Source organism: Pseudomonas sp. HMSC063H08 (assembly GCF_001813645.1).
Taxonomy (GTDB): domain Bacteria; phylum Pseudomonadota; class Gammaproteobacteria; order Pseudomonadales; family Pseudomonadaceae; genus Pseudomonas; species Pseudomonas aeruginosa.
The window spans coordinates 57,277-80,131 of sequence record NZ_KV813438.1 but is presented as its reverse complement, the minus strand read 5'-3'; the positions used below and the strand labels follow the sequence as shown (position 1 = coordinate 80,131).

Sequence of the window (22,855 nt, the reverse complement as noted above, 5' to 3'; positions counted from 1 at the left end):
TTCGAGTTTGTTCTACCAATCGTCGGCTGACGCTTGTCAGCGGTTTGGGCCAACCCCAGCATCGCAGCCGTCATCCCCACAGAGAGAAACTCTCTATGAAGTATTCCTCGATACTCCTGTTGTCCCTGAGTCTGGTCGGTGGTACCGCCTTCGCAGGCGACAACACCCGCGCGGCCATCGGCGGCGCCTTGGGCGGGGTGTTGGGTTCGGTCGTCGGCGATGCGGTCGGCGGCAGCACTGGCGCCGCGATCGGTAGCGGCATCGGTGGCGCTGCGGGCGGTGCAGTCGGCGCCGGACGCGGTAACAAGACCGAAGCGGCGATCGGCGGCGGCCTCGGTGCCGCAGGCGGTAACGTCATCGGCCGGCAGATCGGTGGCAGCACCGGTGGCCTGATCGGCGCGGCCCTCGGCGGCGCCGGCGGCGGCGCGCTGGGCAACCATTATGGCGACGGCAACCGCCGCTACGACGACGATGACGACTACCGCGACCGTCGCTACTACCGCCGCGCCGGCTATCGCGATGGCTATTACCGGCATGACAACGGCCATCACTATGGCCGGTACAAGAAGTGGAAGCGCCATAAGCATCATCGTCGCTACTACGACGACTGATTCCTCCGCTCCCCACGACGCAAAGGCCGGGCCTGATGGTCCGGCCTTTGTGCGAACGACCGTATTTCCCTCCTGATTCAACGATGAGGCACGCACGATGCGTAAATCTCTCCTGGTAATCGCGTTCGGCCTGCTGGGCGCACAAGCCGCGCTCGCCGGCGACTCCACCAAGACCGCCGTGGGCGGCGGCGTGGGCGGCGCCCTGGGCAACGTCGTGGGCAACGCCATCGGCGGTAGCACCGGTGCGGCCATAGGTGCCGGCCTAGGTGGAGCGGCTGGCGGCGCGATGACCGCCAAGGACGGGCGCAAGACCGAAGCAGCCCTGGGTGGCGGGCTAGGCGCGGCCGGCGGTTCGGTGATCGGCAACAAGCTGGGCGGCAGCACCGGCGCGACCATAGGTGCAGGCCTCGGCGGCGCAGCGGGTGGCGCGGTCGGTAACAACCTGGGCAAGGACAACGACAGCGGTCACCGCGGCAAGAAACACCGCAAGCACAAGCATCGTTGATCGGCATGCTTGCCGAAGCCGATGTGGAAAAGCCCCGCGACCGCGGGGCTTTTACTTTCTACCGTTCGTCAGCCTTTCGGTGCCGTCTTCAACTCGTCGCGAACGATCAGGACGCCACGCGGCGCCTCGATCCCGACCCGGGCCTGGTTGCCGATGATATCGGTGACCAGGATCCGGATGCCGCCTTCGCGCAATTGCCGAATCAGTTCCTCCGCCGGGTAGTCGGCCTTGAGGGACAGGGTGATGCCTTCGCCTTCTCGGCGGGAGAGTATCAGGAAACCCATGTTCCGCGTCCTTGCCAGTCATAGCAGGGGCAAACCGGCCCCTTTGGTGAATGAAATGGTGTGGAGGGATGGTCACAGAACATTGCTCCAGCGTCGAGACTGCAAACGTTCAATCAGAAATGTCCCATCCAGCGCTTCCTCATCGCCTCACGCCATGTCATGGATTGTCGCACCGGGCTCGCTTTGCTAGCGTGCCCGGCATCAATTCAATCGAGATTTCCAGATGCGCCCGTCGTTCGCCAGTTGGGGCCTGCTTGCCCTCCTGCTCCTGCAAGGCCCGCTGCTCCAGGCCCAGCCGCTGTCGCCGGCTCTCCAGCAACTGTTGAGCTTGAGCAGCCAGCGTTTGCAACTAGCCGATCAGGTAGCCCAGAGCAAGGCCCAGTCGGGCAAGGCGGTACAGGACAGCCCGCGGGAAGAACAACAGTTGCAGATGCTCGCCGGACAAGCCGGGAGCCACGGGGTCGGCGCCGAGCAGGTGCGCCTGCTGTTCGCCGCGCAGATCGAGGCGAACAAGCTGGTCCAGTACCGCCTGCTCAGCCGGCCGCTACCGGACGCTGGCCAGGCGGTCGACCTGGAGCGCATCCGCAACCGCCTCAATCAGCTCAACCTGGAGCTGCTGCGCGGCTACGCCCCGGCGCTCGCCGAACTGCGCGTCGACGACTGTCGGCCGAGGCTAAACCAGGCGCTGCAACGGCAGGTACGCGACGATCGCCTGGACGAACTGCACGCCATCGCCCTGTCACGGGCGGCGGGCGATCTCTGTCACTGGGCCGCGCTCTGAAGCGCGGCCAGCGCATCGCGTAGTCCCTGCGGAATGGCCACCGGGCGGCTGCTTCGGCGCTCCACGAAGACATGCACGAAACGCCCGGCCGCGCAGGCCTCCCGCTGCCCTTCGAGGAACAAGGCCAGTTCGTACTGCACCGAGCTGTTGCCCAGGCGCGCCACCCGCAAGCCCATCTCGATCCGCTGGGGGAAGGCCACCGGCGCGAAATAGTCGCAGCTGGAACTGACCACCAGGCCGATCACTTCGCCGCCCTGGATATCCAGGCCGCCACGCTCGATCAGGTAGGTATTCACCGCCGTGTCGAAGAACGCATAGTAGGTCACGTTGTTCACGTGTCCGTAGATATCGTTGTCGTGCCAGCGCGTGGTGATCGGCTGGAAATGAAGGTACTGCTCGCGCAGCGGTCGCGGGGCGGTCGCCATGCCCGGTCCTCGTAGAAGGGATTCAGTATGCCGCGCGATAGATCGCCAGGGCGTCCGCCTCGCCGACCTCGCGCGGGTTGTTGACCAGCAGACGCTGCTGGAGCATCGCGTCGGCGGCCAGGCGCGGCAGCATCGCCTCGTCCACCCCGGCGTCGCGCAAGCGGCTCGGCAGGCCGTTGCGCGGACTGAGCTGGGCCAGTTCGTCGATCAGCTGCGCGGTAAGCGCGTCGCGATCGCCCGGACGCAAGCGGTCGCCCAGCAGCAGCGGCGCCAGCTCGGCATAGAGTCCAGCGGCAGCGGGAGCGTTGAAACGAATCACCTCCGGTAGCACCAGCGCATTGCTCAGGCCGTGGGGAATGTGGAAATGCCCTCCCAGCGGATAGGCCAGGGCATGCACCGCCGCCACCGGCGCATTGGCGAAGGCCTGCCCGGCCAGGCAGGCGCCCAGCAGCATGGCCTGGCGCGCCTCGCGGTCGCCGCCGTCGCCTACCGCGCGTTCCAGGTTGGCCGCCAGCAGGCGCAACGCCTCCCGCGCCAGCAGGTCGGACAGCGGGTTCTTCTTCAGCTTGCTGGTATAGCTCTCGATCGCATGCACCATCGCGTCGATACCGGTCGCCGCGGTGACCGCCGGCGGCAGCCCGAGGGTCAGGTCGGCATCGAGCAGCGCCAGATCGGGCAGCAGGTAGGGCGAGACCACACCCATCTTGGTGGTCTCGCCAGTGGTGACGATGGCGATCGGCGTCACCTCGGAGCCGGTCCCGGCGGTGGTCGGCACCTGGATCAGCGGCAGGCGCGGCCCGCGTGCGTTGCCGACCCCGAAGACCTCGCCGAGCCCCTGCCCTGCCTCTGGATGGGCGAGCAGCGCGACCAGCTTGGCCACGTCCATGGAACTGCCACCGCCGAAACCGACCACCAGCTCGGCAGCCATGCCCCGCGCCCGCCCGAGCGCGGCCTCGACCACCGATTCAGGCGGATCGGCGAGCACCTGGTCGTACACCTCGACGGCCAGGCCCAGGCGCGGGAAGCCGGGCAGGATCGCATCCAGCAAGCCGAGCCGGGTGATCCCCGGGTCGGTCACGATCAACACGCGGCACGCCCTTCGCTCGCGGCAGAGTTCCGCCAGGCGGATGGCGGAGCCGGCCTCGCAGAGGATCTGCGCGGTAGTGGCGAAACTGAAAGCTTGCATATCGGTCTCCTTGGGCGAGACGCCCGTCAGAACGAGAAATGCTCCTCGGGCAGGGCCATCAGGCAGTCGGCGCCGCCGAGCAAGGCTTCGCGGTGCATGCTCGCCCGCGGCAGGATGCGCCGCAGGTAGAAATCGGCGCTGCGCAGCTTGGCCCGATAGAAATCGCCCTCGCCGGAGCCGCCGTCCAGCGCTTCCTGGGCTCGTGCAGCGGCTTGCAACCAGAGGGCCGCGAGCAATACGTAGGCGCTGTACTGGAGGAAGTCCACGGAAGTGGCGCCGATCTCCTGGGGATCGCGGGCGCAGGCCTCGAGTACCTGGCCGGTGAGCTGCCGCCACTCCTCCAGGCGTTGCAGCACCGGCTCGACCAGCGGCGCCAGCGCAGCACGCCCTTGCAGCGCCTCGCTGGCCGCCGCCAGTTCGCCTTGCAGCGCCAGCAGTTCGCCGCCCTGGTCGCCGAGCAGCTTGCGGCGGACCAGATCGAGCGCCTGGATGCCATTGGTGCCTTCGTAGATCTGGGTGATGCGACTGTCGCGCATCAATTGCTCCATGCCCCATTCGCGGATGAAGCCGTGACCGCCATAGACCTGTACGCCGAGGCTGGCGACTTCCTGGCCGACATCGGTAAGGAAGGCCTTGACGACGGGAATCAGCAGCGCTGCACGGCGCGTCGCCGCGCGCCGGCCGTCAGCATCCGGATGGCCGTGTTCCAGGTCGAGCTGGCGTGCGCAGCAGGCCGCCAGCATGCGGCAGCCTTCGACCAGGGTCTTCTGGGTCAGCAGCATGCGCCGCACGTCGGGGTGCACGATGATCGGGTCGGCGACCTTGTCCGGTGCCTGCGGGCCGACCAGGGCGCGCGACTGCAGGCGTTCGCGGGCGTAGCCGAGGGCGCCCTGGAAGGCCCGTTCGGCGATACCCAGGCCCTGCAGGCCGACCTGGAAGCGCGCATCGTTCATCATCGTGAACATGCAGGCCAGGCCCTGGTTCGCCTGGCCCAGCAGCCAGCCCCTGGCGCCGTCGAAGTTCATCACGCAGGTGGAAGCGCCCTTGATCCCCATCTTGTGCTCGATGGCGCCGCACCCCAGGCTGTTGCGCTCGCCCAGGGAGCCATCGGGATTGGCGACGAACTTCGGCACCAGGAACAGACTGATGCCCTTCACCCCGGCCGGCGCGTCCGCCAGGCGCGCCAGCACCAGGTGGACGATGTTCTCGGTGAGGTCCTGCTCGCCACCGCTGATGAAGATCTTGCTGCCGCTGATCGCGTAGCTGCCGTCGGCCTGCGCCTCGGCGCGGGTGCGCAGGAGAGCGAGGTCGGTGCCGGCCTGGGGTTCGGTCAGGCACATGGTGCCGGCCCATTCGCCGCTCACCAGCTTGGCCAGGTAGTCGCGCCGCAACGCCTCGTCGCCATGCTTGTACAGGGCCAGCACGGCGCCCTCGGTCAGCCCCGAATAGACGCGGAAGGACAGGCTGGCGGCCATCAACATCTCGTGGAAACACGCGGAGACCATCTGCGGGAAGCCCTGGCCGCCGTACTCGGTGGGTCCGGTCATGCTCGCCCAGCCGTTCTCGCTGTACTGCCGGTAGGCTTCGCGAAAGCCGGTGGGGGTGGTCACCACGCCATCCTTCAGCTTCGCGCCTTCCTCGTCGCTGTTGCGATTGAGCGGCGCCACCACCTGGCCGGTGTAGCGCGCGCCTTCCTCGAGCACGCCGTCGATCAGTTCGCGATCGATGCCGTTGCCCAGCAGTTCGCAATGCGCGCCGACATCGAACAGTTCATGGAGAACGAAGCGCATGTCGCGCAAGGGGGCCTGGTAATCCATCTCAGCGCACCTCCTGCAGGTCGGCGAAGGCTCCGCCCTCGGCGGCCAGGCGCTCGACCAGGGACGCCGGCTTCCAGCGCGCGCCGTGGCGCTGTTCGAGGAAACGCAGGCGTTGCAGCAGCTCGGCCACGCCGAGGCGATCGGCCCAGGCCATGGGACCGCCCTCCGCGGCGGGGAAGCCGTAGCCGTTCAGGTAGACAGTGTCGATGTCGGCGCTACGGGCGGCGATACCCTCGTCGAGGATCTTCGCGCCCTCGTTGACCAGCGCCAGCAGGCAACGCTCGAGGATTTCCTCGTCGGCGAAATCGCGCCGCGGGTAGCCCAGCGTCTCGGCGACCCGGAGCACCAGGGCATCCACCTCGGTATCGTGCTCCGCCTGGCGGCTGCCCGGCGCGTAGCGGTAGTAACCGGCACCGCTCTTCTGGCCGAAGCGGCCCAGCTCGCAAAGGCGGTTGTCCACCTGCACGGCCGGCTGGTCCTGGCCGACCCCGGCCAACTCGCGGGCGCGCCACTCCAGGTCGATACCGACCACGTCGTACATGCGGAACGGCCCCATGGCGAAACCGAACGCCTGGAGAGCCCGGTCCACCTGGTACGGCAGGGCGCCTTCCAGCAGCATCAGGCGGGCCTCGGTGGCGTAGGGTTCGAGCATGCGGTTGCCGATGAAGCCGTGGCAGTTGCCGGCCACCACGCTGACCTTGCCCATCCGCTCGCCCAGCGCCAGGGCCGCCTCCAGCACCGCCGGCGCGGTCTGCGCGCCGCGCACGATCTCCAGCAGCCGCATGATGTGGGCCGGGCTGAAGAAGTGCAGGCCGAGCACCTGACCCGGACGCGCGGTGACCGCGGCGATGGCGTCGATGTCCAGGTAGGAAGTATTGCTGGCCAGCACCGCGGAGGGCTTCAGCGCCGCGTCCAGCTCGCGGAAGATCGATTGCTTGAGTTCCAGGTTCTCGTAGACCGCCTCGATCACCAGGTCCGCCTCGCGCATCGCGGCGAGGTGCTGGACCGGCGTGATGCGGGCGCGGCGCGCGGCCGCTTCCTCTTCGCCGATGCGCCCCTGACGCACGTTGTGCGCGTAGGTGTCGGCCACGGCGCCGAGCGCCTGGTTGAGCATCTGCGGGTTGCTGTCCAGCCACTGCACGTCGAGACCGGCGTTGGCCAGGCACATGACGATACCGCGACCCATGGTGCCGGCGCCGATCACCGCGGCCTGGCGGAAGGAAAAGTTCTGGCTCATGGTCTTGTCCTCGTTGTAGCGAGCGCAGGAGGAACGGTGGACGAAACCTGGGGCAGTCCGACCGCACAAAAAGCGACCACTACCTTAGGGGAAGGTCGTACTATTTTTGAAATTTAGTCTTGTGATAGCTGGAATTCAGGCAATGAATATCCAAACCTTCGACCTCAACCTGCTACGCGTCCTCGACGCCCTGCTGCGCGAACGCAACGTCTCGCGCGCGGCGGAGCGCCTGGCGCTGAGCCAGCCGGCAGTGAGCAATGCACTGAACCGCCTGCGCGAGCTGCTCGACGACCCGCTGCTGGTCCGCGCCGGTCGTGCGATGCAGCCGACGCCCCGGGCGCTGGCGCTGGAAGCGCCGATCCGCGCGGCGCTGCGGCAGATCGAACAGAGCCTGGGCGACGGCGAGGGCTTCGATCCCGGGCGCAGCCGGCAGCGCTTCACCGTAGCGGTGACCGACTACGTCGAACTGATCTGCATGCCCGCCCTGATGCGCCGCCTGAGTGAGCGGGCGCCGGGAATCTCCATCGCCATCCAGCACCTGACCCCGACCTTGCCGGCCGAGGCGCTGGACAAAGGCGAACTGGACCTGGTGCTAGGCCGCTTCGAAAACGTCCCGGCGCGCTTCCAGCGCCGCCATTGGGCCAGCGAGACCCTGCAACTGGTCGCCCGACGTCAGCACCCGCTGCTGGCGCAGGCTCCCGACCTGGCCACCTTTCTGGAGCTACAGCACCTGTGGGTGCACGGCGGGCAGACCAAGGGGATGGTCGACCAGTGGCTGGGCAGCCAGGGGCTCAAGCGGCAAGTGGCCTACACCACACCGAACTACCTGCAGGCAGCGCACATCGCCGCGTACAGCGACCTGGTCGGCGTCCTGCCGCGACAACTGGCGCACTACTTCGAACGATTGCTGCCCCTGCAATCGTTCGACCTGCCGTTCGACCTCGGCCCGTTCCACCTGGAACTGGTGTTTCTGGCCCAGCGCGAACGCGACATCGCCCTGCAATGGCTGGTCGAACAGATCCGCCAGGTCGGGGCCGCCGGACCGGACTAGGGGAATCCGGGCAGTCAGAAGCGGTCGCGGATGACCAGTTCTTCCCGCGGCAGCTTGCCGCTGCGCGGCCAGGGTTCAACGGCCTTTTTCCCGACCGCGACCATCAGGCCGATCACATGGTTGTCCGGCAGGTTGATCAGCCGGGCCACGGCATCGAAGTCGAAACCATCCATCGGACACGAATCCAGGCCCTGGCCGCGGGCGACCAGCATCAGGGTCTGCGCCAGCAGGCCGCAACTGCGCATGGCTTCGTCGCGCTGTACCTGGGGCTTGCCGCGGTAGTAGGTGTCGATGGCGCCTGCCATGAACGCCTGTACCGCCTCGGGAGCACCGTCCCAGACCCGCTGCGCGTTGCGCTCCCAACTGTCGAGCTGGGCACACACCACCACCAGCATCGCCGCGTCGGTGACCTGCGCCTGGTCCCAGGCCACTTCACGCAACTGCGTGCGCAATTGCGGATCGCTGACCTCGACCAGCCGCACGTGTTGCAGGTTGAAGGCGGAAGGCGCATGCAGTGCCAGGTCCAGGAGATGGTCCTTCTCTTCGCGAGTCAGGCTGAAGGATGAGTCGTAGCCCTTGATGGCACGGCGACTCCGAACGGCGTCTTCGATATGCATGGGGGAAATCCACTGCGAGGGAACAAAGGGGCGCCCACTCTAGAGCATTGGCGAGAAGATAAACCAGACTTCAATAAATCCGACGCAGCCCCACAGCAGCTACTTACAGAATTAAGACTAGGACTATTCCTAGGAAGGAATTTTCCTAAGGAATTGTCCTATATTCCACTCCAATGCCAGCGCCTGGGAGAGGGCCCCTCCCGGGACGCACGAACGCAGAAAAATAAGGATGAACTCACGTAGGAGTAAGCTCATGAACAGGATGGGCCAACTGGCTTTGTTCGGTCTTCTTGTAGGAACTTCCAGCAACCTGTTCGCCGCCCCCGGCAGCATCAGCGGCGTCATCCGCTTCACCGGCGCCATTGTCGAGCCACCATGCTCGATGAGCGCTCCCCGCCAAGACGAAAGCAAGGGCAGTTTCCACCTCAGTGGCTGTCCCATGCAGGCGCGCACCGCGGATGTCAGCATCCGTTCGATGAAGACCGGCGAGGTGCGCCACTTGCAACCCAGCGATACGGTCATCGGTGAACGGGATTTCTCGGCGCGCTATGAGCTGGCCGGAAGCGGTCGCCGCTCCGGCAACTACCTGATCACCGTCACCTACCCCTGACGTTCGCCCATGAAAAAACCGCCCGAAGGCGGTTTTTTTCATGGTGCCGAAACGTGCTTACAGCTGCGGGCCGGCGGCCTTGATCGCATCGGAAACCTCGAATTTCTTGAAGTTTTCGATGAACTGCTTGGCCAGGCCCTTCGCCGCCTCGTCGTAGGCAGCCTTGTCGGCCCAGGTGTTGCGCGGGTTGAGCAGATTGGTCTCGACGCCCGGAACGGCCTTCGGCACGTCCAGGTTGATGATATCCAGGTGCTCGGTTTCCGCGCCGATCAGCGCGCCGCTCTGGATCGCCGCGATCACGCCACGGGTGGTCGGGATGTTGAAGCGCTTGCCGACGCCGTAGCCACCGCCGGTCCAGCCAGTGTTGACCAGGTAGACCTTGGAGCCGAAGGCCTTGATGCGCTTGATCAGCAGCTCGGCATAGACGCCGGCCGGACGCGGGAAGAAAGGAGCACCGAAGCAGGTGGAGAAGGTCGACTTGATACCGCCGCCGGAACCCATCTCGGTGGAGCCGACCAGCGCGGTGTAGCCGGACAGGAAGTGGTAGGCCGCCTGCTCGTTGTTCAGGATCGATACCGGCGGCAGTACGCCGGTCAGGTCGCAGGTCAGGAAGATCACCGCGTTGGGCTCGCCGCCGAGGTTCTTCTCCGAACGCTTCTCGACGTGCTCCAGCGGGTAGGCGGCGCGGCTGTTCTGGGTCAGGCTGTCGTCGGCGTAGTCGGGCACACGCTCTTCGTCGAGAACCACGTTCTCCAGCACGGCGCCGAACTTGATGGCTTTCCAGATGACCGGCTCGTTCTTCTCGGACAGGTCGATGCACTTGGCATAGCAACCGCCTTCGACGTTGAACACCACGCCCTCGCCCCAGCCGTGCTCGTCGTCACCGATCAGGTAACGGCTTTCATCGGCGGACAGGGTGGTCTTGCCGGTGCCGGACAGGCCGAAGAACAAGGTCACATCGCCCGCTTCGCCGATGTTGGCAGCGCAGTGCATCGGCAGCACGTCGCGCTCGGGCAGCAGGAAGTTCTGCACGGAGAACATGGCTTTCTTCATCTCGCCGGCATAGCGCATGCCTGCGATCAGCACTTTCTTCTGGGCGAAATTGAGGATCACGCAACCGTCGGAGTTGGTGCCGTCGCGCTCGGGCACGCATTCGAAGTTGGCGACATTGAGGACCTGCCACTCGTCCTTGCCGGCCGGGTTGTACTGCTCCGGCTCGATGAACAGGCAACGGCCGAACAGATTCTGCCAGGCGGTAGCGGTGGTCATCTTCACCGGCAGGTAGTAAGCCTCGGCGGAACCTACATGAACATGGGAAACGAAATGGTCCTGGGCGTTGTTGAACGCTTCCACGCGGGCCCACAGCGCATCGAACTTGTCGGCCGGGAACGGACGGTTGATGTTGCCCCAGGCGATCGCGTCCTTGGTGCTCGGCTCTTCGACGATGAAACGGTCGACCGGCGAACGGCCGGTGCGATGGCCGGTGCGTACGACCAGCGAGCCGTTGGCGGCCAGTTCGCCCTCACCGCGGCGAATGGCTTCTTCTACCAGTTGGGCGGCGCTGATATCGGTGTACACGGCGTTGTTGGCTTGCGTCATGTGGTTCCCCGTCGGCCAGAGGCCGAGTCCTCCAAACTTCGTAGCGCTTCAAAAAACTCACTACAGGAAAAAAGTGGCGGGATTATGCCAGAAAAGCCCGCTGGATGAAAAATCGTCAGTGGCGGGTCTCGGAAGGCCCCTGGCTGCCAGCGCCAGCGAACAACTGGGCGACGTCGGAGGCGTCGAACAGGTAGCGCTGGTTGCAGAACTGGCAGTCGATGGTGATCGAGCCTTCTTCCTCCTCGAGCAGCCGCTCGCAGTCGGCCTGCCCGAGACTGACCAGGGCGTTGGCCGAACGTTCCCGCGAGCAACTGCAATGGAAGACCAGCGGTTGCGGCTCGAACAGGCGCACGGTTTCCTCGTGGTAGAGGCGGTGCAGGACGGTCTCGTTGTCCAGCGCCAGCAGCTCTTCGGCGGTCAGCGTGTCGGCCAGGGTGGTCAGGTGCTGCCAACTGGCCTCGCGGGCCTCGGGGTCCTTCAGGCGGTCGGCGGGAAGCTGCTGCAGCAGCAGGCCGCGGGCGCGGCGGCCGTTGGCGTTGAGCCAGAAACGGGTCGGCAGCTGTTCCGAGCTGGCGAAGTAGTTGGACAGGCATTCCGCCAGGTTCACCCCCTCCAGGGCGACGATCCCCTGGTAGCGCTGGCCCTTGACCGGGTCCACGGTGAGGGTCAGCACGCCTTCGGGCATCAGTTCCTGCATGCCGGCGTCGGCGCCGATGGACTCCGCCGAATAGCGGGCCAGGCCACGCACCTGGCGGTCGCTGGAACACTCCACCATCAACAGCGGAACCGCGCCGCTGGAGCGCGCCTGCAATACCAGCAGGCCGTCGAACTTGAGCGTGCCGCAGAGCAGCGAGGCCGCCGCGAGCATCTCCCCGAGCAGTTGCGCGACCGGTTCCGGATAGGGATGTTTGGCCAGCACTTCGCTGTAGCTACGCTCGAGATCGACCATCTCGCCGCGCACGTCGGTATCGTCGAAAAGGAAACGCTGGCTCTGATCTGAATGGGACATGCGGGACACAACGCTACGAATGAGGGAATGACAAGTGAGTGACAAAGGCCTATAAAAGCGCGCTTCGTGACAGTCGTACGCCGACCCGGCGCCGATAGGGGGAAACGATTTTATGGATAATGCCTCTCCGTTCCAAGCGGCCTGGCAATGGCGCAAGTTCGCCACCTGTCATCTTCTGGCGCTCCTGCTGCTGATCCTGTGGCTCTGGGGCCCCACCCGCGAGCTGATGAACGGCTTCGACTTCTGGCTCTTCGACAAGCTCAACGGCTCCCTCGCCCTCAACGAAACCTGGCTGAAACTCTGGGGCCTGCTCAGTACCCGACCGTTCGACGCGGTGGTCGGGGTGATCCTGCTCTGCCTGCTGATTCGCGGCGACTGGCTGCTGCCAGCGAACCAGGTACGGCGGCTGACCTTCGGCTTCATCGTGACCCTGCTGATCCTGGTGGTGATCCGCGTGCTCTACGCCAAGATCGCCCACCACCTGCACTGGCAGCACGCCAGCCTGTCGATGCTGATGGACAAGGCCATCCACCTCAGCGACCACTTCCCGGACTGGGAACGCGTGTGGGAAATCAAGGACCGCTCCAAGCGCAGCTTCCCCGGCGACCACGCCTCGGTGCTGCTGGTCTGGGCGCTGTTCATGTCGCTGTTCGCCCGCCGCGCCGGGCAGTTCCTGCTGATCTGGACCCTGGCCGTGCTGTTCATGCTGCCGCGCCTGGTAGCCGGCGCGCACTGGGGCCAGGACGACTACATCGGCGGCCTGCAGATGGCCCTGCTGGCCCTCGCCTGGGGCTGCTACACACCGCTGGCGGCGAAGGCCAGCGGCTGGCTGGTGCAGGTGACCGAACCGCTGTTCCGCCTGCTGGCGAAATTGCCGCTGATCGGCCGCCTCGGCGTGGTCCGCGACTCGGCCTGAGGCCATCCCGGTCTCCCCTGCGGGAGATCGGCGCTTCTCAGTCCTGGCCGCCGCGCAACTGGTGGATCTGCCGCCGCTGCTTCTTGCTCGGCCGCCCCTCGGTCTGTACGCCCAGCGCCCCGGCCTTGCGCATGGCCGCCGCGCGCTCGCGGCTTTCCACGCTGTCCGCGGTTTCCTCGTAGAGAGCCTGGGCCTCCGGCGCGCCACGACGGACTACGGAAAGCGCGCGAATCGTCACGGTTCGCTCGTCGAAGCCCGTACGAATGGTCAATTCCTCCCCTACCCTGGGTTCCTTGCTCGGCTTGCACCGCTCGCCCCGGCAATGCACCTTGCCGCCCTCTATCGCGGCCTTGGCCAGCGCCCGGGTCTTGAAGAAGCGCGCCGCCCAGAGCCACTTGTCCAGGCGCACCTTGTCGTCGTCTTTCTCGCTCACTGGCATTTCCCGTATCCGTTCCGCCGTTGTCTCGCGACTGTCATCGACAGCCGCTAGGTTCGTCTTCGGCATCCTCGGGCAGCCGTCTGGCGGCCGCCCATAGCCCTGCTAGAATGCCGGCAAAACGCCTGGAATGCCTACCCGTGAAGACATTCGACCAGCTTTCCGTCATCGGTCTGCGCGAGTGGATCGCCTTTCCCGAACTGGGCATGGTCGGGCTGCGCGCGAAGATCGACACCGGCGCCAGCACCTCCAGCCTGCATGCCTCGGACATCGTTCCCTTCGAGCGCGACGGCGAGAAGTGGGTGCGCTTCACCGCCCACCTCGGCACGCTGGTACAGCGCCGGCACCGTTGCGAAGCGCCGATGGTCGCGCGCAAGACCATTCGCAGCTCCAACGGCCAGGCCCAGACCCGCTACGTGATCCGCACCACCCTGGCGCTGGGCGATCGCATGTGGCCGGTGGAATTCACCCTGGCCTGCCGCAAGTCCATGCGCTATCGCGTGCTGCTCGGCTCCAAGGCGCTGATCGCCGGGCAACTGGTGGTCAACCCGGCCCTGGCCTACGTCCAGGATCGTCCCGAGTCGCCGGCCGCCCTGCCCGCGGCGACGGGCATCAACCTGCTCGACGGGAGTCCGGTTTGAGCCATTCGCCGGCAGCACCTGTCCAACCTCCATCCATTCCCGAAACGGCCGGTCCAATGCCTGCCGCGACGACAACCCACAGCCTCGCCGCCGCTGCCCGCCAGCCGGTCCAACCCATCCACAGGTGCTGAATGAAAATCGCCGTGCTGTCGCGCAATCCCCGGCTCTACTCGACCCGTCGCCTGGTGGAGGCCGGGCGGGAGCGCGGCCATGAAATGGTGGTCATCGATACGCTGCGCGCCTACATGAACATCGCCAGCCACAAGCCGCAGATCCACTACCGGGGACAACCGCTGGAGGGCTTCGACGCGGTGATCCCGCGCATCGGCGCCTCGGTGACCTTCTACGGCTGCGCGGTATTGCGCCAGTTCGAGATGATGGGCGTGTTCCCGCTCAACGAGTCGGTCGCCATCGCTCGCTCGCGGGACAAGCTGCGCTCGCTGCAACTGCTCTCGCGCAAGGGCATCGGCCTGCCGGTGACCGGCTTCGCCCACTCCCCGGACGATGTCCCGGACCTGATCGAGATGGTCGGTGGCGCACCGCTGGTGATCAAGCTGCTGGAGGGCACCCAGGGCATCGGCGTGGTCCTCTGCGAAACCGAGAAGGCCGCCGAATCGGTGCTCGAGGCTTTCATGGGGCTCAAGCACAACATCATGGTCCAGGAGTACATAAAGGAAGCCGGCGGCGCCGACATCCGCTGCTTCGTGGTCGGCGACAAGGTGATCGCCTCGATGAAGCGCCAGGCAGCGCCCGGCGAGTTCCGCTCCAACCTGCACCGCGGCGGCAGCGCCAGCCTGATCAAGATAACCCCGGAAGAACGCATGACCGCCATCCGCGCCGCCCGCGTGATGGGCCTGAACGTCGCCGGGGTGGACATCCTGCGCTCCAACCATGGTCCGCTGGTAATGGAGGTGAACTCCTCGCCGGGCCTGGAAGGTATCGAATCCACCACCGGCAAGGACATCGCCGGGATCATCATCCAGTACCTGGAAAAGAACGGCGGCCCCCACCTGGCCAGGACGAAGGGAAAGGGGTGAGCCGGACCAGACAACGCATGCGTTGTCCCGGCGCATCGGACGCACCGCGTTACGCCGGCGATCCCGGCCTCGACAGAAGGTCCATGCCACGCTTGAATGAAGCACCGCCGCAACCGATGCCGGAAACCCCGTCGAACCCCGTGCTCTTCCGGCACTCGAATCCTTTCCTGACGCTTCACGGAATCGCCGCATGACCTCTCGTCCCTCCTCCGACCAGACCTGGCAGCCCATCGACGGCCGGGTGGCGCTGATCGCGCCAGCCTCGGCCATCGCCACCGACGTGCTGGAGGCGACCCTGCGGCAACTGGAAGTGCACGGCGTGGACTACCATCTCGGCCGCCACGTCGAAGCCCGCTACCGCTACCTCGCCGGGACGGTCGAGCAGCGCCTGGAAGACCTGCACAACGCCTTCGACATGCCGGACATCTCCGCGGTCTGGTGCCTGCGCGGCGGCTACGGCTGCGGCCAGTTGCTGCCGGGCCTGGACTGGGGGCGCCTGCAGACGGCCTCGCCGCGGCCACTGATCGGTTTCTCCGACATCTCGGTGTTGCTCAGCGCTTTCCACCGCCACGGCCTGCCTGCGATCCACGGCCCGGTGGCCACCGGACTCGGTCTGTCGCCGCTCAGCGCCCCCCGCGAGCAGCAGGAGCGGCTAGCCTCTCTGGCCTCGGTCAGCCGCTTGCTGGCCGGAATCGACCATGAACTCCCGGTGCAGCACCTCGGCGGACACAAGCAACGCGTCGAAGGCGCGCTGATCGGCGGCAACCTCACCGCCCTGGCCTGCATGGCCGGCACCCTCGGCGGCCTGCACGCCCCGGCGGGGTCGATCCTGGTCCTGGAGGACGTCGGCGAACCCTACTACCGCCTGGAGCGCAGCCTCTGGCAATTGCTAGAAAGCATCGACGCGCGCCAGCTCGGCGCGATCTGCCTGGGCTCGTTCACCGATTGCCCGCGCAAGGAAGTCGCCCACAGCCTGGAGCGGATCTTCGGCGAATACGCCGCCGCCATCGAGGTGCCGCTCTACCACCACCTGCCCAGCGGGCATGGTGCGCAGAACCGGGCCTGGCCTTACGGGAAGACCGCGGTGCTCGAGGGAAACCGGTTGCGCTGGTAGGGACGGGGCGCGCCCCTCTCCGTAAGCGCGAGAGGGGGCGGGAAGTGCCGCTGGAACGGCGCAAACCCGTCGGGTATCAGGCCGCGCCGCGCGGCAGCAGCAACCCCAGCGGCAGGCAGACCCGCGCTTCCAGGCCGCCGCCATCGCGGTTGCGCAGTTCGACGCTGCCGCCGTGCTGGGCGGCGATGCGCTTGACGATCGCCAGGCCGAGGCCGGTGCCCTTGCCGCCACGCGCCTTGTCGCCGCGGATGAAGGGATTGAAGATGCTGTCCACTTCCGCGGGATCGATGCCCTGGCCGCGATCGAGCACACTCAGCACCACGTAGGGCGCCGCGCTTTCGCCGGCCACGTAGCTGGCCACCTCCACCGAGCCGCCACCGTGGTTCAGGGCATTGTCGATCAGGTTGCCCAGCAGACGCTTCATCGACACCCGCCGCAACGGCATCGCCGGTACCGGCTGCAAGGCCATGCGCACCTGCTCGCGAGTCTGGTTGAACGGTGCCACCACCTCGCGCACCAGGTCGGTCAGGTCGCCCTCCTCCACCGGCTCGTCGCGGCCGTCGCGGATGAAGGCGAGGAACTGGTCGAGGATCGCGTCCATGTCCTCGATGTCGCGGACCATGTCCTCGACCATCTCCCGTTCGCTCTCCGGCAGCAACTCCAGCGACAGGCGCAGGCGTGTCAGCGGGGTGCGCAGGTCGTGGGAGACACCGGCCAACATCAATTCGCGTTCGCGCCCGCCCTGCTCGATGTCCTCGGCCATCTGGTTGAAGGCGCGATACACCTCGGCCATTTCGCTTGGCGTCTCCGGCCCCAGCGGCAGGCGCACGCTGCGCCCCTGGCCGAACTGGCGGGCGGCGACCACCAGGCGCTTGAGCGGCTGGCTGAGCTGGCGGACGAAGATCCAGGCGGCGGCGGTGGAGAGCAGGCCGATGCCGAGGAACCAGCCGAGCACGCTCCAGATCCGTTGGCCACGCAAGGGATGCGGATACAGCGGCACCGCCAGCCAGCCTTCGCCGAGGCTCGGTGCGCGCACCCAGAGCTGCGACGGCTGGTGGATACGCAGGCGGGTCTCGGTGTCCGGCCCCAGCTCCATCTGCATCTGCCGCTGGAAGATTTCCGTGTACGGCCAGTGCTGCTCGCCGGGCTGGTCGGCGCTGCTCGGCACCCAGCGCAGGCCGGAAGCCTTGGCGATGGCCGCGCGCGACTCCTCGTCGGCAGCCCAGAACGCGCGGATGGTCAGCGCCGCGCCGTGGCTGTACTGGCGGTCGACGATCACGTCCTCGTTCATCAGCAGGTAGACCAGGGTCAGCGCCTTGGAGAACAGCACGACGATCAGCACCAGCCAGAGGGTGCGGGCGAAGAAGCTTTGCGGGAACCAGAGCGGCGTTTTCATCGATCGGACCGGTTGCGCGCCGGCGGACGGGGCCGACGCCTGTTGCGGGTAAGACGACGCGGCCGGTGCATCGCTGCACCGGCCGCGCGGAGACTCAGGCCTTGCGCGCGTTGCCGTCCGGCACGAACACGTAGCCGACGCCCCAGACCGTCTGGATATAGCGCGGCTTGGACGGGTCCGGCTCGATCAGCCGGCGCAGGCGCGAGATCTGCACGTCGATGGAACGCTCCAGGGCATCCCACTCGCGGCCACGGGCGAGGTTCATCAGCTTGTCCCGGGTCAGCGGTTCGCGGGCGTGCTGCACCAGGGCCTTGAGCACGGCGAACTCGCCGGTGGTCAGCATGTGTACCTCGTCGCCCTTCTTCAGTTCGCGGGTGGCGAGGAACAGCTGGTAGTCGCCGAAGGTCACCACCTCGTCGGCACCGGCAGGCGCGCCGGGCACCAGCGGCGCCTGGCGGCGCAGCACGGCCTTGATCCGCGCCAGCAGTTCGCGCGGGTTGAACGGCTTGGCCAGGTAGTCGTCGGCGCCCAGTTCCAGGCCCTGGATGCGGCTGCCCTCGTCGCCCTTGGCGGTGAGCATGATGATCGGCACCTGGTTGTTCTGTTCGCGCAGGCGGCGGCAGGCAGTGAGGCCGTCCTCGCCGGGAAGCATCAGGTCGAGCACAACCAGCTGGAACAGTTCGCGGGATAGAAGGCGATCCATCTGCTCGGTGTTCTCCACCGCGCGGACGCGGTAGCCCTGCTCGTCGAGGAAACGTTCGAGCAGGCGGCGCAGGCGGGCGTCGTCGTCGACGACGAGGATCTTTTCACCTTCGGCCAGGGCGGCAGGGTTCGACATAGAAACTCCCAGAATGAGTCAGGCGGGCATTATCGCCCAGGTAGCGGCTGGGCCGGACTGTCCATTGTTAGCAGATTTTTCCCCGACCAGCCGCCCTCCAAGGCGAAACTTGGCAGGTATAATGCGGCGCTTTTGCGGCGGGGCGTTGTCTACACGGCCCGTTTTCGTTCGTTTTACCAGGTGGATCAATGGACAGCATCAACACCCGTATCGCCGAAGAGCTCTCCGCACTGCCCTCCGGCCGCGTTCAACCGCAGCAAGTCGCCGCTGCCGTCGCCCTGCTCGACGAAGGCTCCACCGTTCCCTTCATCGCCCGTTACCGCAAAGAGGTCACCGGCAGCCTCGACGATACCCAGTTGCGCATGCTGGAAGAGCGCCTGCGCTACCTGCGCGAACTGGAAGAACGCCGCGGCGCGATCCTCGCCAGCATCGAGGAACAGGGCAAGCTGACCCCCGAACTGGCCCGCGACATCAAGCTTGCCGACACCAAGACCCGTCTCGAAGACCTCTACCTGCCTTATAAGCAGAAGCGCCGCACCAAGGGCCAGATCGCCCTGGAAGCCGGCCTCGGCGCGCTGGCCGACGCACTGTTCGACGACCCGACCCTGGTCCCGGAAAGCGAGGCCGCGCGTTTCGTCGACGCCGAGAAAGGCTTCGCCGACGTCAAGGCGGTGCTGGAAGGCGCCAAGTACATCCTCATGGAGCGCTTCGCCGAAGACGCCACGCTGCTCGACAAGCTGCGCGTGTTCATGAAGAACGAAGCGACCCTGACCGCCCGCGTGGTCCCCGGCAAGGAACAGGAAGGCGCCAAGTTCAGCGACTACTTCGAACACGACGAGCCGCTGAAAAGCGCCCCGTCGCACCGCGCCCTGGCAATCTTCCGCGGACGCAACGAAGGCGTCCTCAGCACCTCGCTGAAGGTCGGCGAGGAAGCGCCGGGCACCCTGCACCCATGCGAGGTCATGATCGCCGAGCGCTTCGGCCTGTCCAACCAGGGCCGCGCCGCCGACAAGTGGCTGGCCGAGGTGGTGCGCTGGACATGGAAGGTCAAGCTCTATACCCACCTGGAAACCGACCTGTTCGGCGAGCTCCGCGACGGCGCCGAGGATGAGGCGATCAGCGTGTTCGCGCGCAACCTGCACGACCTGCTGCTGGCCGCCCCGGCCGGCCCGCGCGCCACCCTCGGCCTCGACCCGGGCCTGCGCACCGGGGTCAAGGTCGCGGTGGTCGACGCCACCGGCAAGCTGCTGGACACCGCCACCGTCTACCCGCATGCGCCGAAGAACCAGTGGGACCAGACCCTCGCCGTGCTCGCCGCGCTCTGCGCCAAGCACCAGGTCGAGCTGATCGCCATCGGCAACGGCACCGCCAGCCGCGAGACCGACAAGCTGGCCGGCGAACTGATCAAGAAATATCCGGGCATGAAGCTGACCAAGATCATGGTCAGCGAAGCCGGCGCATCGGTGTATTCCGCCTCCGAACTGGCGGCGAAGGAGTTCCCCGAGCTGGACGTGTCCCTGCGCGGCGCCGTGTCCATCGCCCGCCGCCTGCAGGACCCGCTGGCGGAGCTGGTGAAGATCGAGCCCAAGTCGATCGGCGTCGGCCAGTACCAGCACGACGTGTCCCAGCTGAAGCTGGCGCGTAGCCTGGACGCGGTGGTCGAGGATTGCGTGAACGCCGTCGGCGTCGACGTCAACACCGCCTCCGCCGCCCTGCTGGCACGCATCTCCGGCCTCAACTCGACGCTGGCGCAGAACATCGTCGCGCACCGCGACGCCAACGGCGCGTTCCGCACCCGCGACGAGCTGAAGAAGGTCAGCCGCCTGGGCGAGAAGACCTTCGAGCAAGCCGCCGGCTTCCTCCGCGTGATGAACGGCGACAACCCGCTGGACGCCTCGGCGGTTCACCCGGAAACCTATCCGCTGGTGCAGCGCATCGCCGCCGACACCGAGCGCGACATCCGCTCGCTGATCGGCGACTCGGCGTTCCTCAAGCGCCTCGACCCGAAGAAGTTCACCGACGAGACCTTCGGCCTGCCGACCGTCACCGACATCATCAAGGAACTCGACAAGCCCGGCCGCGACCCGCGTCCGGAGTTCAAGACCGCAGAGTTCCAGGAAGGCGTCGAGAGCCTCAAGGACCTCAAGCCGGGCATGGTCCTGGAGGGTGTGGTGACCAACGTCACCAACTTCGGCGCGTTCGTCGACATCGGCGTCCACCAGGACGGCCTGGTGCACATCTCGGCGCTGTCCGAGAAGTTCGTCAAGGATCCGTACGAAGTGGTCAAGGCCGGCGACATCGTCAAGGTCAAGGTCATGGAAGTGGACATTCCGCGCAACCGTGTCGGCCTGTCCATGCGCATGAGCGACACCCCCGGCGAGAAGGTCGAAGGCCAGCGCGGCGGGCGTCCCGCCGGCGGCGGCCAGCCACGCCAGGAGCGTGGCGCCCCGCGCGGACAGAGCGCGCCGCCGGCGAACAACGCCATGGCCGCGCTGTTCGCCAACGCCAAGCAACTGAAGAAGAAGTGACGGAGCCGTCCATGAGCGAGATGCCCGCCCGCGAGCAGATGATCAGCGCCTACAGCGAACTGGTCGGCCTGGACCCGGTCAGCCTCGGCGACGGAGTCGCCGAGGTACGCCTGCCGATGGCCGCGCACCTGCGCAACCGCGGCGGGGTCATGCATGGCGGCGCGCTGTTCTCGCTGATGGACGTGACCATGGGGCTGGCCTGCTCCAGTTCCCATGGTTTCGACCGCCAGAGCGTCACCCTGGAATGCAAGATCAACTACATCCGCGCCGTCGCCGACGGCGAGGTGCGCTGCGTCGCCCGCGTCCTCCATGCCGGGCGCCGCAGCCTGGTGGTGGAAGCCGAGGTGCGGCAAGGCGACAAACTGGTCGCGAAAGGACAAGGTACCTTCGCCCAGTTGTAAACCGGCGCGGCCGCCATGCGGCAGAGTGGCGCGCAACGGCGATCCCGATCCGTGCCGGGCGCCCGCCTCGACGGCTCCCGCCGAAGGCGCGGCGACCGGCCCCCGGACGAAGCGAAAACGCATTTACGTCCTCCCTCTTGTAGACCGCTCGGTCCACCCTCATATTGGGGCGACCGATCTGGGACGCGATCACAAGGAATCCCGACTTGAGCGATCTTCTCTCCCGCCGCCTGGCTCTGCTCGGCGCCGCAGCCAACCTGCCCCTGCTGACCGAGTGCCTGCATGGCATCGAGCGCGAATGCCTGCGAGTCGATAGCGACGGCAAGCTGGCACTCACCCCCCACCCCCGGGCCCTGGGTTCGACCCTGACCCATCCGCAGATCACTACCGACTACTCCGAGGCCTTGCTGGAGTTCATCACGCCCACGGAAACCGACGTCGCCGACACCCTGGCCGATCTCGAGCGCATCCACCGCTTCGCCAGTTCGAAGCTGGACGGCGAATACCTGTGGAGCCCATCGATGCCCTGCGAGCTGCCGGACGAGGAGAGCATCCCGATCGCCCGCTATGGCAGCTCGCTGATCGGCCGCCTGAAGTACGTCTACCGCAAGGGCCTGGCGCTGCGCTACGGCAAGACCATGCAGTGCATCGCCGGCATCCACTACAACTTCTCCCTGCCGGAGAGGCTCTGGCCGCTGCTGCGCCAGGCCGAAGGCAGCGAGCTGTCGGAACGCGACTACCAGTCCGCCGCCTACATCGCCCTGATTCGCAATTTCCGCCGCTACAGCTGGCTGCTGATGTACCTGTTCGGCGCCTCGCCGGCCCTCGACGCCGGCTTCCTGCGTGGCCGCCCGAGCCAGTTGGAGCGCCTCGACGAACACACGCTCTACCTGCCCTACGCCACCAGCCTGCGGATGAGCGACCTGGGCTACCAGAACAACGCCCAGGCCGGCCTGACGCCCTGCTACAACGACCTGCAGAGCTACATCGACAGCCTGCGCCAGGCGGTCAGCACGCCCTACCCGCCCTACGAGAAGGTCGGCACCAAGCAGGATGGCGAGTGGGTGCAGCTGAACACCAACATCCTGCAGATCGAAAACGAGTATTACTCGAGCATCCGGCCAAAGCGCGTCACCTACACCGGCGAGCGTCCGGTGCAGGCCCTGGCCGCTCGCGGCGTGCAGTACGTGGAAGTGCGCTGCCTGGACATCAACCCGTTCCTGCCGCTGGGCATCGACCTGGACGAGGCGCGCTTCCTCGACGCCTTCCTGCTGTTCTGCGCGTTCAGCGACAGCCCGCTGCTGAATGGCGAGTGCAGCGACGCCACCGACAACTTCCTCGCCGTGGTCAAGGAAGGCAGGCGGCCGGGCCTGCAATTGCAACGTCGCGGCCAGCCGGTGGAATTGAAGGTCTGGGCGAACGAGCTGCTCGAACGAATCGCCGACACCGCGGCGCTGCTCGACCGCGCACGCGGCGGCGAAGCCCACGCGGCGGCGCTGGCAGCGCAGCGGGCTAAGGTGGCCGATGCGGAACTGACGCCTTCGGCGCAGGTGCTGAAGGTCATGCGCGAGCGCGGCGAGAGCTTCGAAGCGTTCTCCCTGCGCCAGAGCCGCGAACACGCGGAGTATTTCCGCCAGCATCCGCTGGCCGCCGAAGAGCAGGCACGCTTCGAGAAGATGGCCAGCGACTCCCTGGCCGAACAGACGGAGCTGGAACGCGACCAGGATGGCGACTTCGATACCTTCGTCGCCGCCTACCAGGCGAGCATCCTCGGCCTGATCAGCAACTGAGCGAAGCCGGCGCGCCCCTGCGCCCA

At 66.7% G+C, this 22,855-nt stretch carries 23 protein-coding genes; 12 read left to right on the top strand and 11 right to left on the bottom strand.

Features of this window, described 5'->3' with window-relative positions:
• Positions 1–95 precede the first annotated feature (95 nt).
• Both HMPREF2924_RS14660 and HMPREF2924_RS14655 read left to right on the top strand, forming a co-directional pair.
• Positions 96–611, top strand: coding sequence for a hypothetical protein (locus HMPREF2924_RS14660; protein ID WP_003096217.1), 516 nt, complete (start codon positions 96–98; stop codon positions 609–611).
• A gap of 97 nt (positions 612–708) precedes the next feature.
• The gene (locus HMPREF2924_RS14655; protein WP_003135994.1) at positions 709–1,116 is read left to right on the top strand and encodes a glycine zipper domain-containing protein; all 408 of its coding nucleotides are present in this window, start codon (positions 709–711) and stop codon (positions 1,114–1,116) included.
• Between the two features lie 68 nt (positions 1,117–1,184).
• On the opposite strand, the gene HMPREF2924_RS14650 is transcribed toward HMPREF2924_RS14655, so the two are convergent.
• Entirely contained in the window at positions 1,185–1,400 is a 216-nt protein-coding gene (locus HMPREF2924_RS14650) for a carbon storage regulator (RefSeq protein ID WP_003096222.1), read from the bottom strand.
• Between the two features lie 223 nt (positions 1,401–1,623).
• Between HMPREF2924_RS14650 and HMPREF2924_RS14645 the strand changes: the two genes are divergently transcribed.
• Positions 1,624–2,181: a chorismate mutase gene (locus HMPREF2924_RS14645; protein ID WP_003096224.1), complete on the top strand. Its 558-nt coding sequence runs from the start codon at positions 1,624–1,626 to the stop codon at positions 2,179–2,181.
• On the opposite strand, the gene HMPREF2924_RS14640 is transcribed toward HMPREF2924_RS14645, so the two are convergent.
• The 4 genes from HMPREF2924_RS14640 to HMPREF2924_RS14625 are packed head-to-tail and all read right to left on the bottom strand — an operon-like array spanning position 2,163 to position 6,846.
• The gene (locus tag HMPREF2924_RS14640) at positions 2,163–2,606 is read right to left on the bottom strand and encodes an acyl-CoA thioesterase (RefSeq protein WP_003096230.1); all 444 of its coding nucleotides are present in this window, start codon (positions 2,604–2,606) and stop codon (positions 2,163–2,165) included. The genes HMPREF2924_RS14645 and HMPREF2924_RS14640 overlap by 19 nt on opposite strands.
• 22 nt (positions 2,607–2,628) lie before the next feature.
• Positions 2,629–3,792 (bottom strand): iron-containing alcohol dehydrogenase, encoded by a 1,164-nt coding sequence (locus HMPREF2924_RS14635; protein WP_003135995.1) that lies wholly within the window; start codon positions 3,790–3,792, stop codon positions 2,629–2,631.
• Between the two features lie 26 nt (positions 3,793–3,818).
• Positions 3,819–5,609, bottom strand: a complete 1,791-nt coding sequence (locus HMPREF2924_RS14630) for an acyl-CoA dehydrogenase C-terminal domain-containing protein (RefSeq protein WP_003135996.1) — start codon at positions 5,607–5,609, stop codon at positions 3,819–3,821.
• 1 nt (position 5,610) lies between these two features.
• Positions 5,611–6,846 (bottom strand): 3-hydroxyacyl-CoA dehydrogenase, encoded by a 1,236-nt coding sequence (locus HMPREF2924_RS14625; RefSeq protein WP_003135998.1) that lies wholly within the window; start codon positions 6,844–6,846, stop codon positions 5,611–5,613.
• Between the two features lie 142 nt (positions 6,847–6,988).
• On the opposite strand from HMPREF2924_RS14625, the gene HMPREF2924_RS14620 reads away from it, so the two are divergent.
• Positions 6,989–7,897 carry a LysR family transcriptional regulator gene (locus tag HMPREF2924_RS14620; protein ID WP_003096239.1) on the top strand — a complete coding sequence of 303 codons (909 nt, stop codon included), beginning with the start codon at positions 6,989–6,991 and terminating at the stop codon, positions 7,895–7,897.
• A 14-nt stretch (positions 7,898–7,911) separates the two neighbouring features.
• On the opposite strand, the gene HMPREF2924_RS14615 is transcribed toward HMPREF2924_RS14620, so the two are convergent.
• Positions 7,912–8,514 carry a nitroreductase family protein gene (locus HMPREF2924_RS14615; RefSeq protein ID WP_003136000.1) on the bottom strand — a complete coding sequence of 201 codons (603 nt, stop codon included), beginning with the start codon at positions 8,512–8,514 and terminating at the stop codon, positions 7,912–7,914.
• A 253-nt stretch (positions 8,515–8,767) separates the two neighbouring features.
• Here HMPREF2924_RS14615 and HMPREF2924_RS14610 point away from each other — a divergent pair, with 253 nt between their 5' ends.
• Positions 8,768–9,124, top strand: coding sequence for a fimbrial protein (locus HMPREF2924_RS14610; protein WP_003109981.1), 357 nt, complete (start codon positions 8,768–8,770; stop codon positions 9,122–9,124).
• Between the two features lie 57 nt (positions 9,125–9,181).
• Here HMPREF2924_RS14610 and HMPREF2924_RS14605 read toward each other — a convergent pair whose 3' ends face one another.
• Entirely contained in the window at positions 9,182–10,723 is a 1,542-nt protein-coding gene (locus tag HMPREF2924_RS14605; RefSeq protein WP_003096242.1) for a phosphoenolpyruvate carboxykinase, read from the bottom strand.
• A gap of 115 nt (positions 10,724–10,838) precedes the next feature.
• Positions 10,839–11,732, bottom strand: coding sequence for an Hsp33 family molecular chaperone HslO (gene hslO, locus HMPREF2924_RS14600; protein ID WP_003109983.1), 894 nt, complete (start codon positions 11,730–11,732; stop codon positions 10,839–10,841).
• Positions 11,733–11,844: 112 nt separating this feature from the next.
• Here hslO and HMPREF2924_RS14595 point away from each other — a divergent pair, with 112 nt between their 5' ends.
• A complete protein-coding gene (locus HMPREF2924_RS14595) occupies positions 11,845–12,648 on the top strand; it encodes a phosphatase PAP2 family protein (protein WP_003109984.1) in 804 nt (267 codons plus the stop codon).
• Positions 12,649–12,685: 37 nt separating this feature from the next.
• On the opposite strand, the gene HMPREF2924_RS14590 is transcribed toward HMPREF2924_RS14595, so the two are convergent.
• On the bottom strand, positions 12,686–13,081 hold the full coding sequence (locus HMPREF2924_RS14590) for an RNA-binding S4 domain-containing protein (RefSeq protein ID WP_003136003.1): 396 nt from the start codon (positions 13,079–13,081) through the stop codon (positions 12,686–12,688).
• 209 nt (positions 13,082–13,290) lie between these two features.
• On the opposite strand from HMPREF2924_RS14590, the gene HMPREF2924_RS14585 reads away from it, so the two are divergent.
• The 3 genes from HMPREF2924_RS14585 to HMPREF2924_RS14575 all read left to right on the top strand — a co-directional run bounded on the left by HMPREF2924_RS14585 (position 13,291) and on the right by HMPREF2924_RS14575 (position 15,876).
• Positions 13,291–13,725 (top strand): retropepsin-like aspartic endopeptidase RimB, encoded by a 435-nt coding sequence (locus tag HMPREF2924_RS14585; RefSeq protein ID WP_003123679.1) that lies wholly within the window; start codon positions 13,291–13,293, stop codon positions 13,723–13,725.
• A gap of 131 nt (positions 13,726–13,856) precedes the next feature.
• Positions 13,857–14,762 (top strand): 30S ribosomal protein S6--L-glutamate ligase, encoded by a 906-nt coding sequence (gene rimK, locus HMPREF2924_RS14580; RefSeq protein WP_003096254.1) that lies wholly within the window; start codon positions 13,857–13,859, stop codon positions 14,760–14,762.
• A gap of 190 nt (positions 14,763–14,952) precedes the next feature.
• Entirely contained in the window at positions 14,953–15,876 is a 924-nt protein-coding gene (locus HMPREF2924_RS14575; RefSeq protein ID WP_003136006.1) for an LD-carboxypeptidase, read from the top strand.
• A 76-nt stretch (positions 15,877–15,952) separates the two neighbouring features.
• On the opposite strand, the gene amgS is transcribed toward HMPREF2924_RS14575, so the two are convergent.
• The gene (gene amgS / locus HMPREF2924_RS14570; protein WP_003109988.1) at positions 15,953–17,272 is read right to left on the bottom strand and encodes a two-component system sensor histidine kinase AmgS; all 1,320 of its coding nucleotides are present in this window, start codon (positions 17,270–17,272) and stop codon (positions 15,953–15,955) included.
• A gap of 94 nt (positions 17,273–17,366) precedes the next feature.
• Positions 17,367–18,110: a two-component system response regulator AmgR gene (gene amgR, locus HMPREF2924_RS14565; RefSeq protein ID WP_003096259.1), complete on the bottom strand. Its 744-nt coding sequence runs from the start codon at positions 18,108–18,110 to the stop codon at positions 17,367–17,369.
• 188 nt (positions 18,111–18,298) lie between these two features.
• On the opposite strand from amgR, the gene HMPREF2924_RS14560 reads away from it, so the two are divergent.
• The 3 genes from HMPREF2924_RS14560 (at position 18,299) to gshA (ending at position 22,829) form a co-directional block, all read left to right on the top strand.
• Positions 18,299–20,638, top strand: coding sequence for a Tex family protein (locus tag HMPREF2924_RS14560; RefSeq protein ID WP_003136018.1), 2,340 nt, complete (start codon positions 18,299–18,301; stop codon positions 20,636–20,638).
• A gap of 38 nt (positions 20,639–20,676) precedes the next feature.
• On the top strand, positions 20,677–21,039 hold the full coding sequence (locus HMPREF2924_RS14555; RefSeq protein ID WP_042115369.1) for a PaaI family thioesterase: 363 nt from the start codon (positions 20,677–20,679) through the stop codon (positions 21,037–21,039).
• Positions 21,040–21,245: 206 nt separating this feature from the next.
• Entirely contained in the window at positions 21,246–22,829 is a 1,584-nt protein-coding gene (gshA, locus tag HMPREF2924_RS14550; RefSeq protein ID WP_023094938.1) for a glutamate--cysteine ligase, read from the top strand.
• Positions 22,830–22,855: the final 26 nt, after the last annotated feature.

What these genes read in the sequence shown, in the direction of transcription:
- HMPREF2924_RS14660 (WP_003096217.1), top strand. Translation starts at nt 96, where the DNA reads ATGAAGTATTCCTCGATACTCCTGTTGTCCCTGAGTCTGGTCGGTGGT.
- HMPREF2924_RS14655 (WP_003135994.1), top strand. Translation starts at nt 709, where the DNA reads ATGCGTAAATCTCTCCTGGTAATCGCGTTCGGCCTGCTGGGCGCACAA.
- HMPREF2924_RS14650 (WP_003096222.1), bottom strand. Translation starts at nt 1,400, where the DNA reads ATGGGTTTCCTGATACTCTCCCGCCGAGAAGGCGAAGGCATCACCCTG.
- HMPREF2924_RS14645 (WP_003096224.1), top strand. Translation starts at nt 1,624, where the DNA reads ATGCGCCCGTCGTTCGCCAGTTGGGGCCTGCTTGCCCTCCTGCTCCTG.
- HMPREF2924_RS14640 (WP_003096230.1), bottom strand. Translation starts at nt 2,606, where the DNA reads ATGGCGACCGCCCCGCGACCGCTGCGCGAGCAGTACCTTCATTTCCAG.
- HMPREF2924_RS14635 (WP_003135995.1), bottom strand. Translation starts at nt 3,792, where the DNA reads ATGCAAGCTTTCAGTTTCGCCACTACCGCGCAGATCCTCTGCGAGGCC.
- HMPREF2924_RS14630 (WP_003135996.1), bottom strand. Translation starts at nt 5,609, where the DNA reads ATGGATTACCAGGCCCCCTTGCGCGACATGCGCTTCGTTCTCCATGAA.
- HMPREF2924_RS14625 (WP_003135998.1), bottom strand. Translation starts at nt 6,846, where the DNA reads ATGAGCCAGAACTTTTCCTTCCGCCAGGCCGCGGTGATCGGCGCCGGC.
- HMPREF2924_RS14620 (WP_003096239.1), top strand. Translation starts at nt 6,989, where the DNA reads ATGAATATCCAAACCTTCGACCTCAACCTGCTACGCGTCCTCGACGCC.
- HMPREF2924_RS14615 (WP_003136000.1), bottom strand. Translation starts at nt 8,514, where the DNA reads ATGCATATCGAAGACGCCGTTCGGAGTCGCCGTGCCATCAAGGGCTAC.
- HMPREF2924_RS14610 (WP_003109981.1), top strand. Translation starts at nt 8,768, where the DNA reads ATGAACAGGATGGGCCAACTGGCTTTGTTCGGTCTTCTTGTAGGAACT.
- HMPREF2924_RS14605 (WP_003096242.1), bottom strand. Translation starts at nt 10,723, where the DNA reads ATGACGCAAGCCAACAACGCCGTGTACACCGATATCAGCGCCGCCCAA.
- hslO (WP_003109983.1), bottom strand. Translation starts at nt 11,732, where the DNA reads ATGTCCCATTCAGATCAGAGCCAGCGTTTCCTTTTCGACGATACCGAC.
- HMPREF2924_RS14595 (WP_003109984.1), top strand. Translation starts at nt 11,845, where the DNA reads ATGGATAATGCCTCTCCGTTCCAAGCGGCCTGGCAATGGCGCAAGTTC.
- HMPREF2924_RS14585 (WP_003123679.1), top strand. Translation starts at nt 13,291, where the DNA reads ATGGTCGGGCTGCGCGCGAAGATCGACACCGGCGCCAGCACCTCCAGC.
- rimK (WP_003096254.1), top strand. Translation starts at nt 13,857, where the DNA reads ATGAAAATCGCCGTGCTGTCGCGCAATCCCCGGCTCTACTCGACCCGT.
- HMPREF2924_RS14575 (WP_003136006.1), top strand. Translation starts at nt 14,953, where the DNA reads ATGACCTCTCGTCCCTCCTCCGACCAGACCTGGCAGCCCATCGACGGC.
- amgS (WP_003109988.1), bottom strand. Translation starts at nt 17,272, where the DNA reads ATGAAAACGCCGCTCTGGTTCCCGCAAAGCTTCTTCGCCCGCACCCTC.
- amgR (WP_003096259.1), bottom strand. Translation starts at nt 18,110, where the DNA reads ATGTCGAACCCTGCCGCCCTGGCCGAAGGTGAAAAGATCCTCGTCGTC.
- HMPREF2924_RS14560 (WP_003136018.1), top strand. Translation starts at nt 18,299, where the DNA reads ATGGACAGCATCAACACCCGTATCGCCGAAGAGCTCTCCGCACTGCCC.
- HMPREF2924_RS14555 (WP_042115369.1), top strand. Translation starts at nt 20,677, where the DNA reads ATGATCAGCGCCTACAGCGAACTGGTCGGCCTGGACCCGGTCAGCCTC.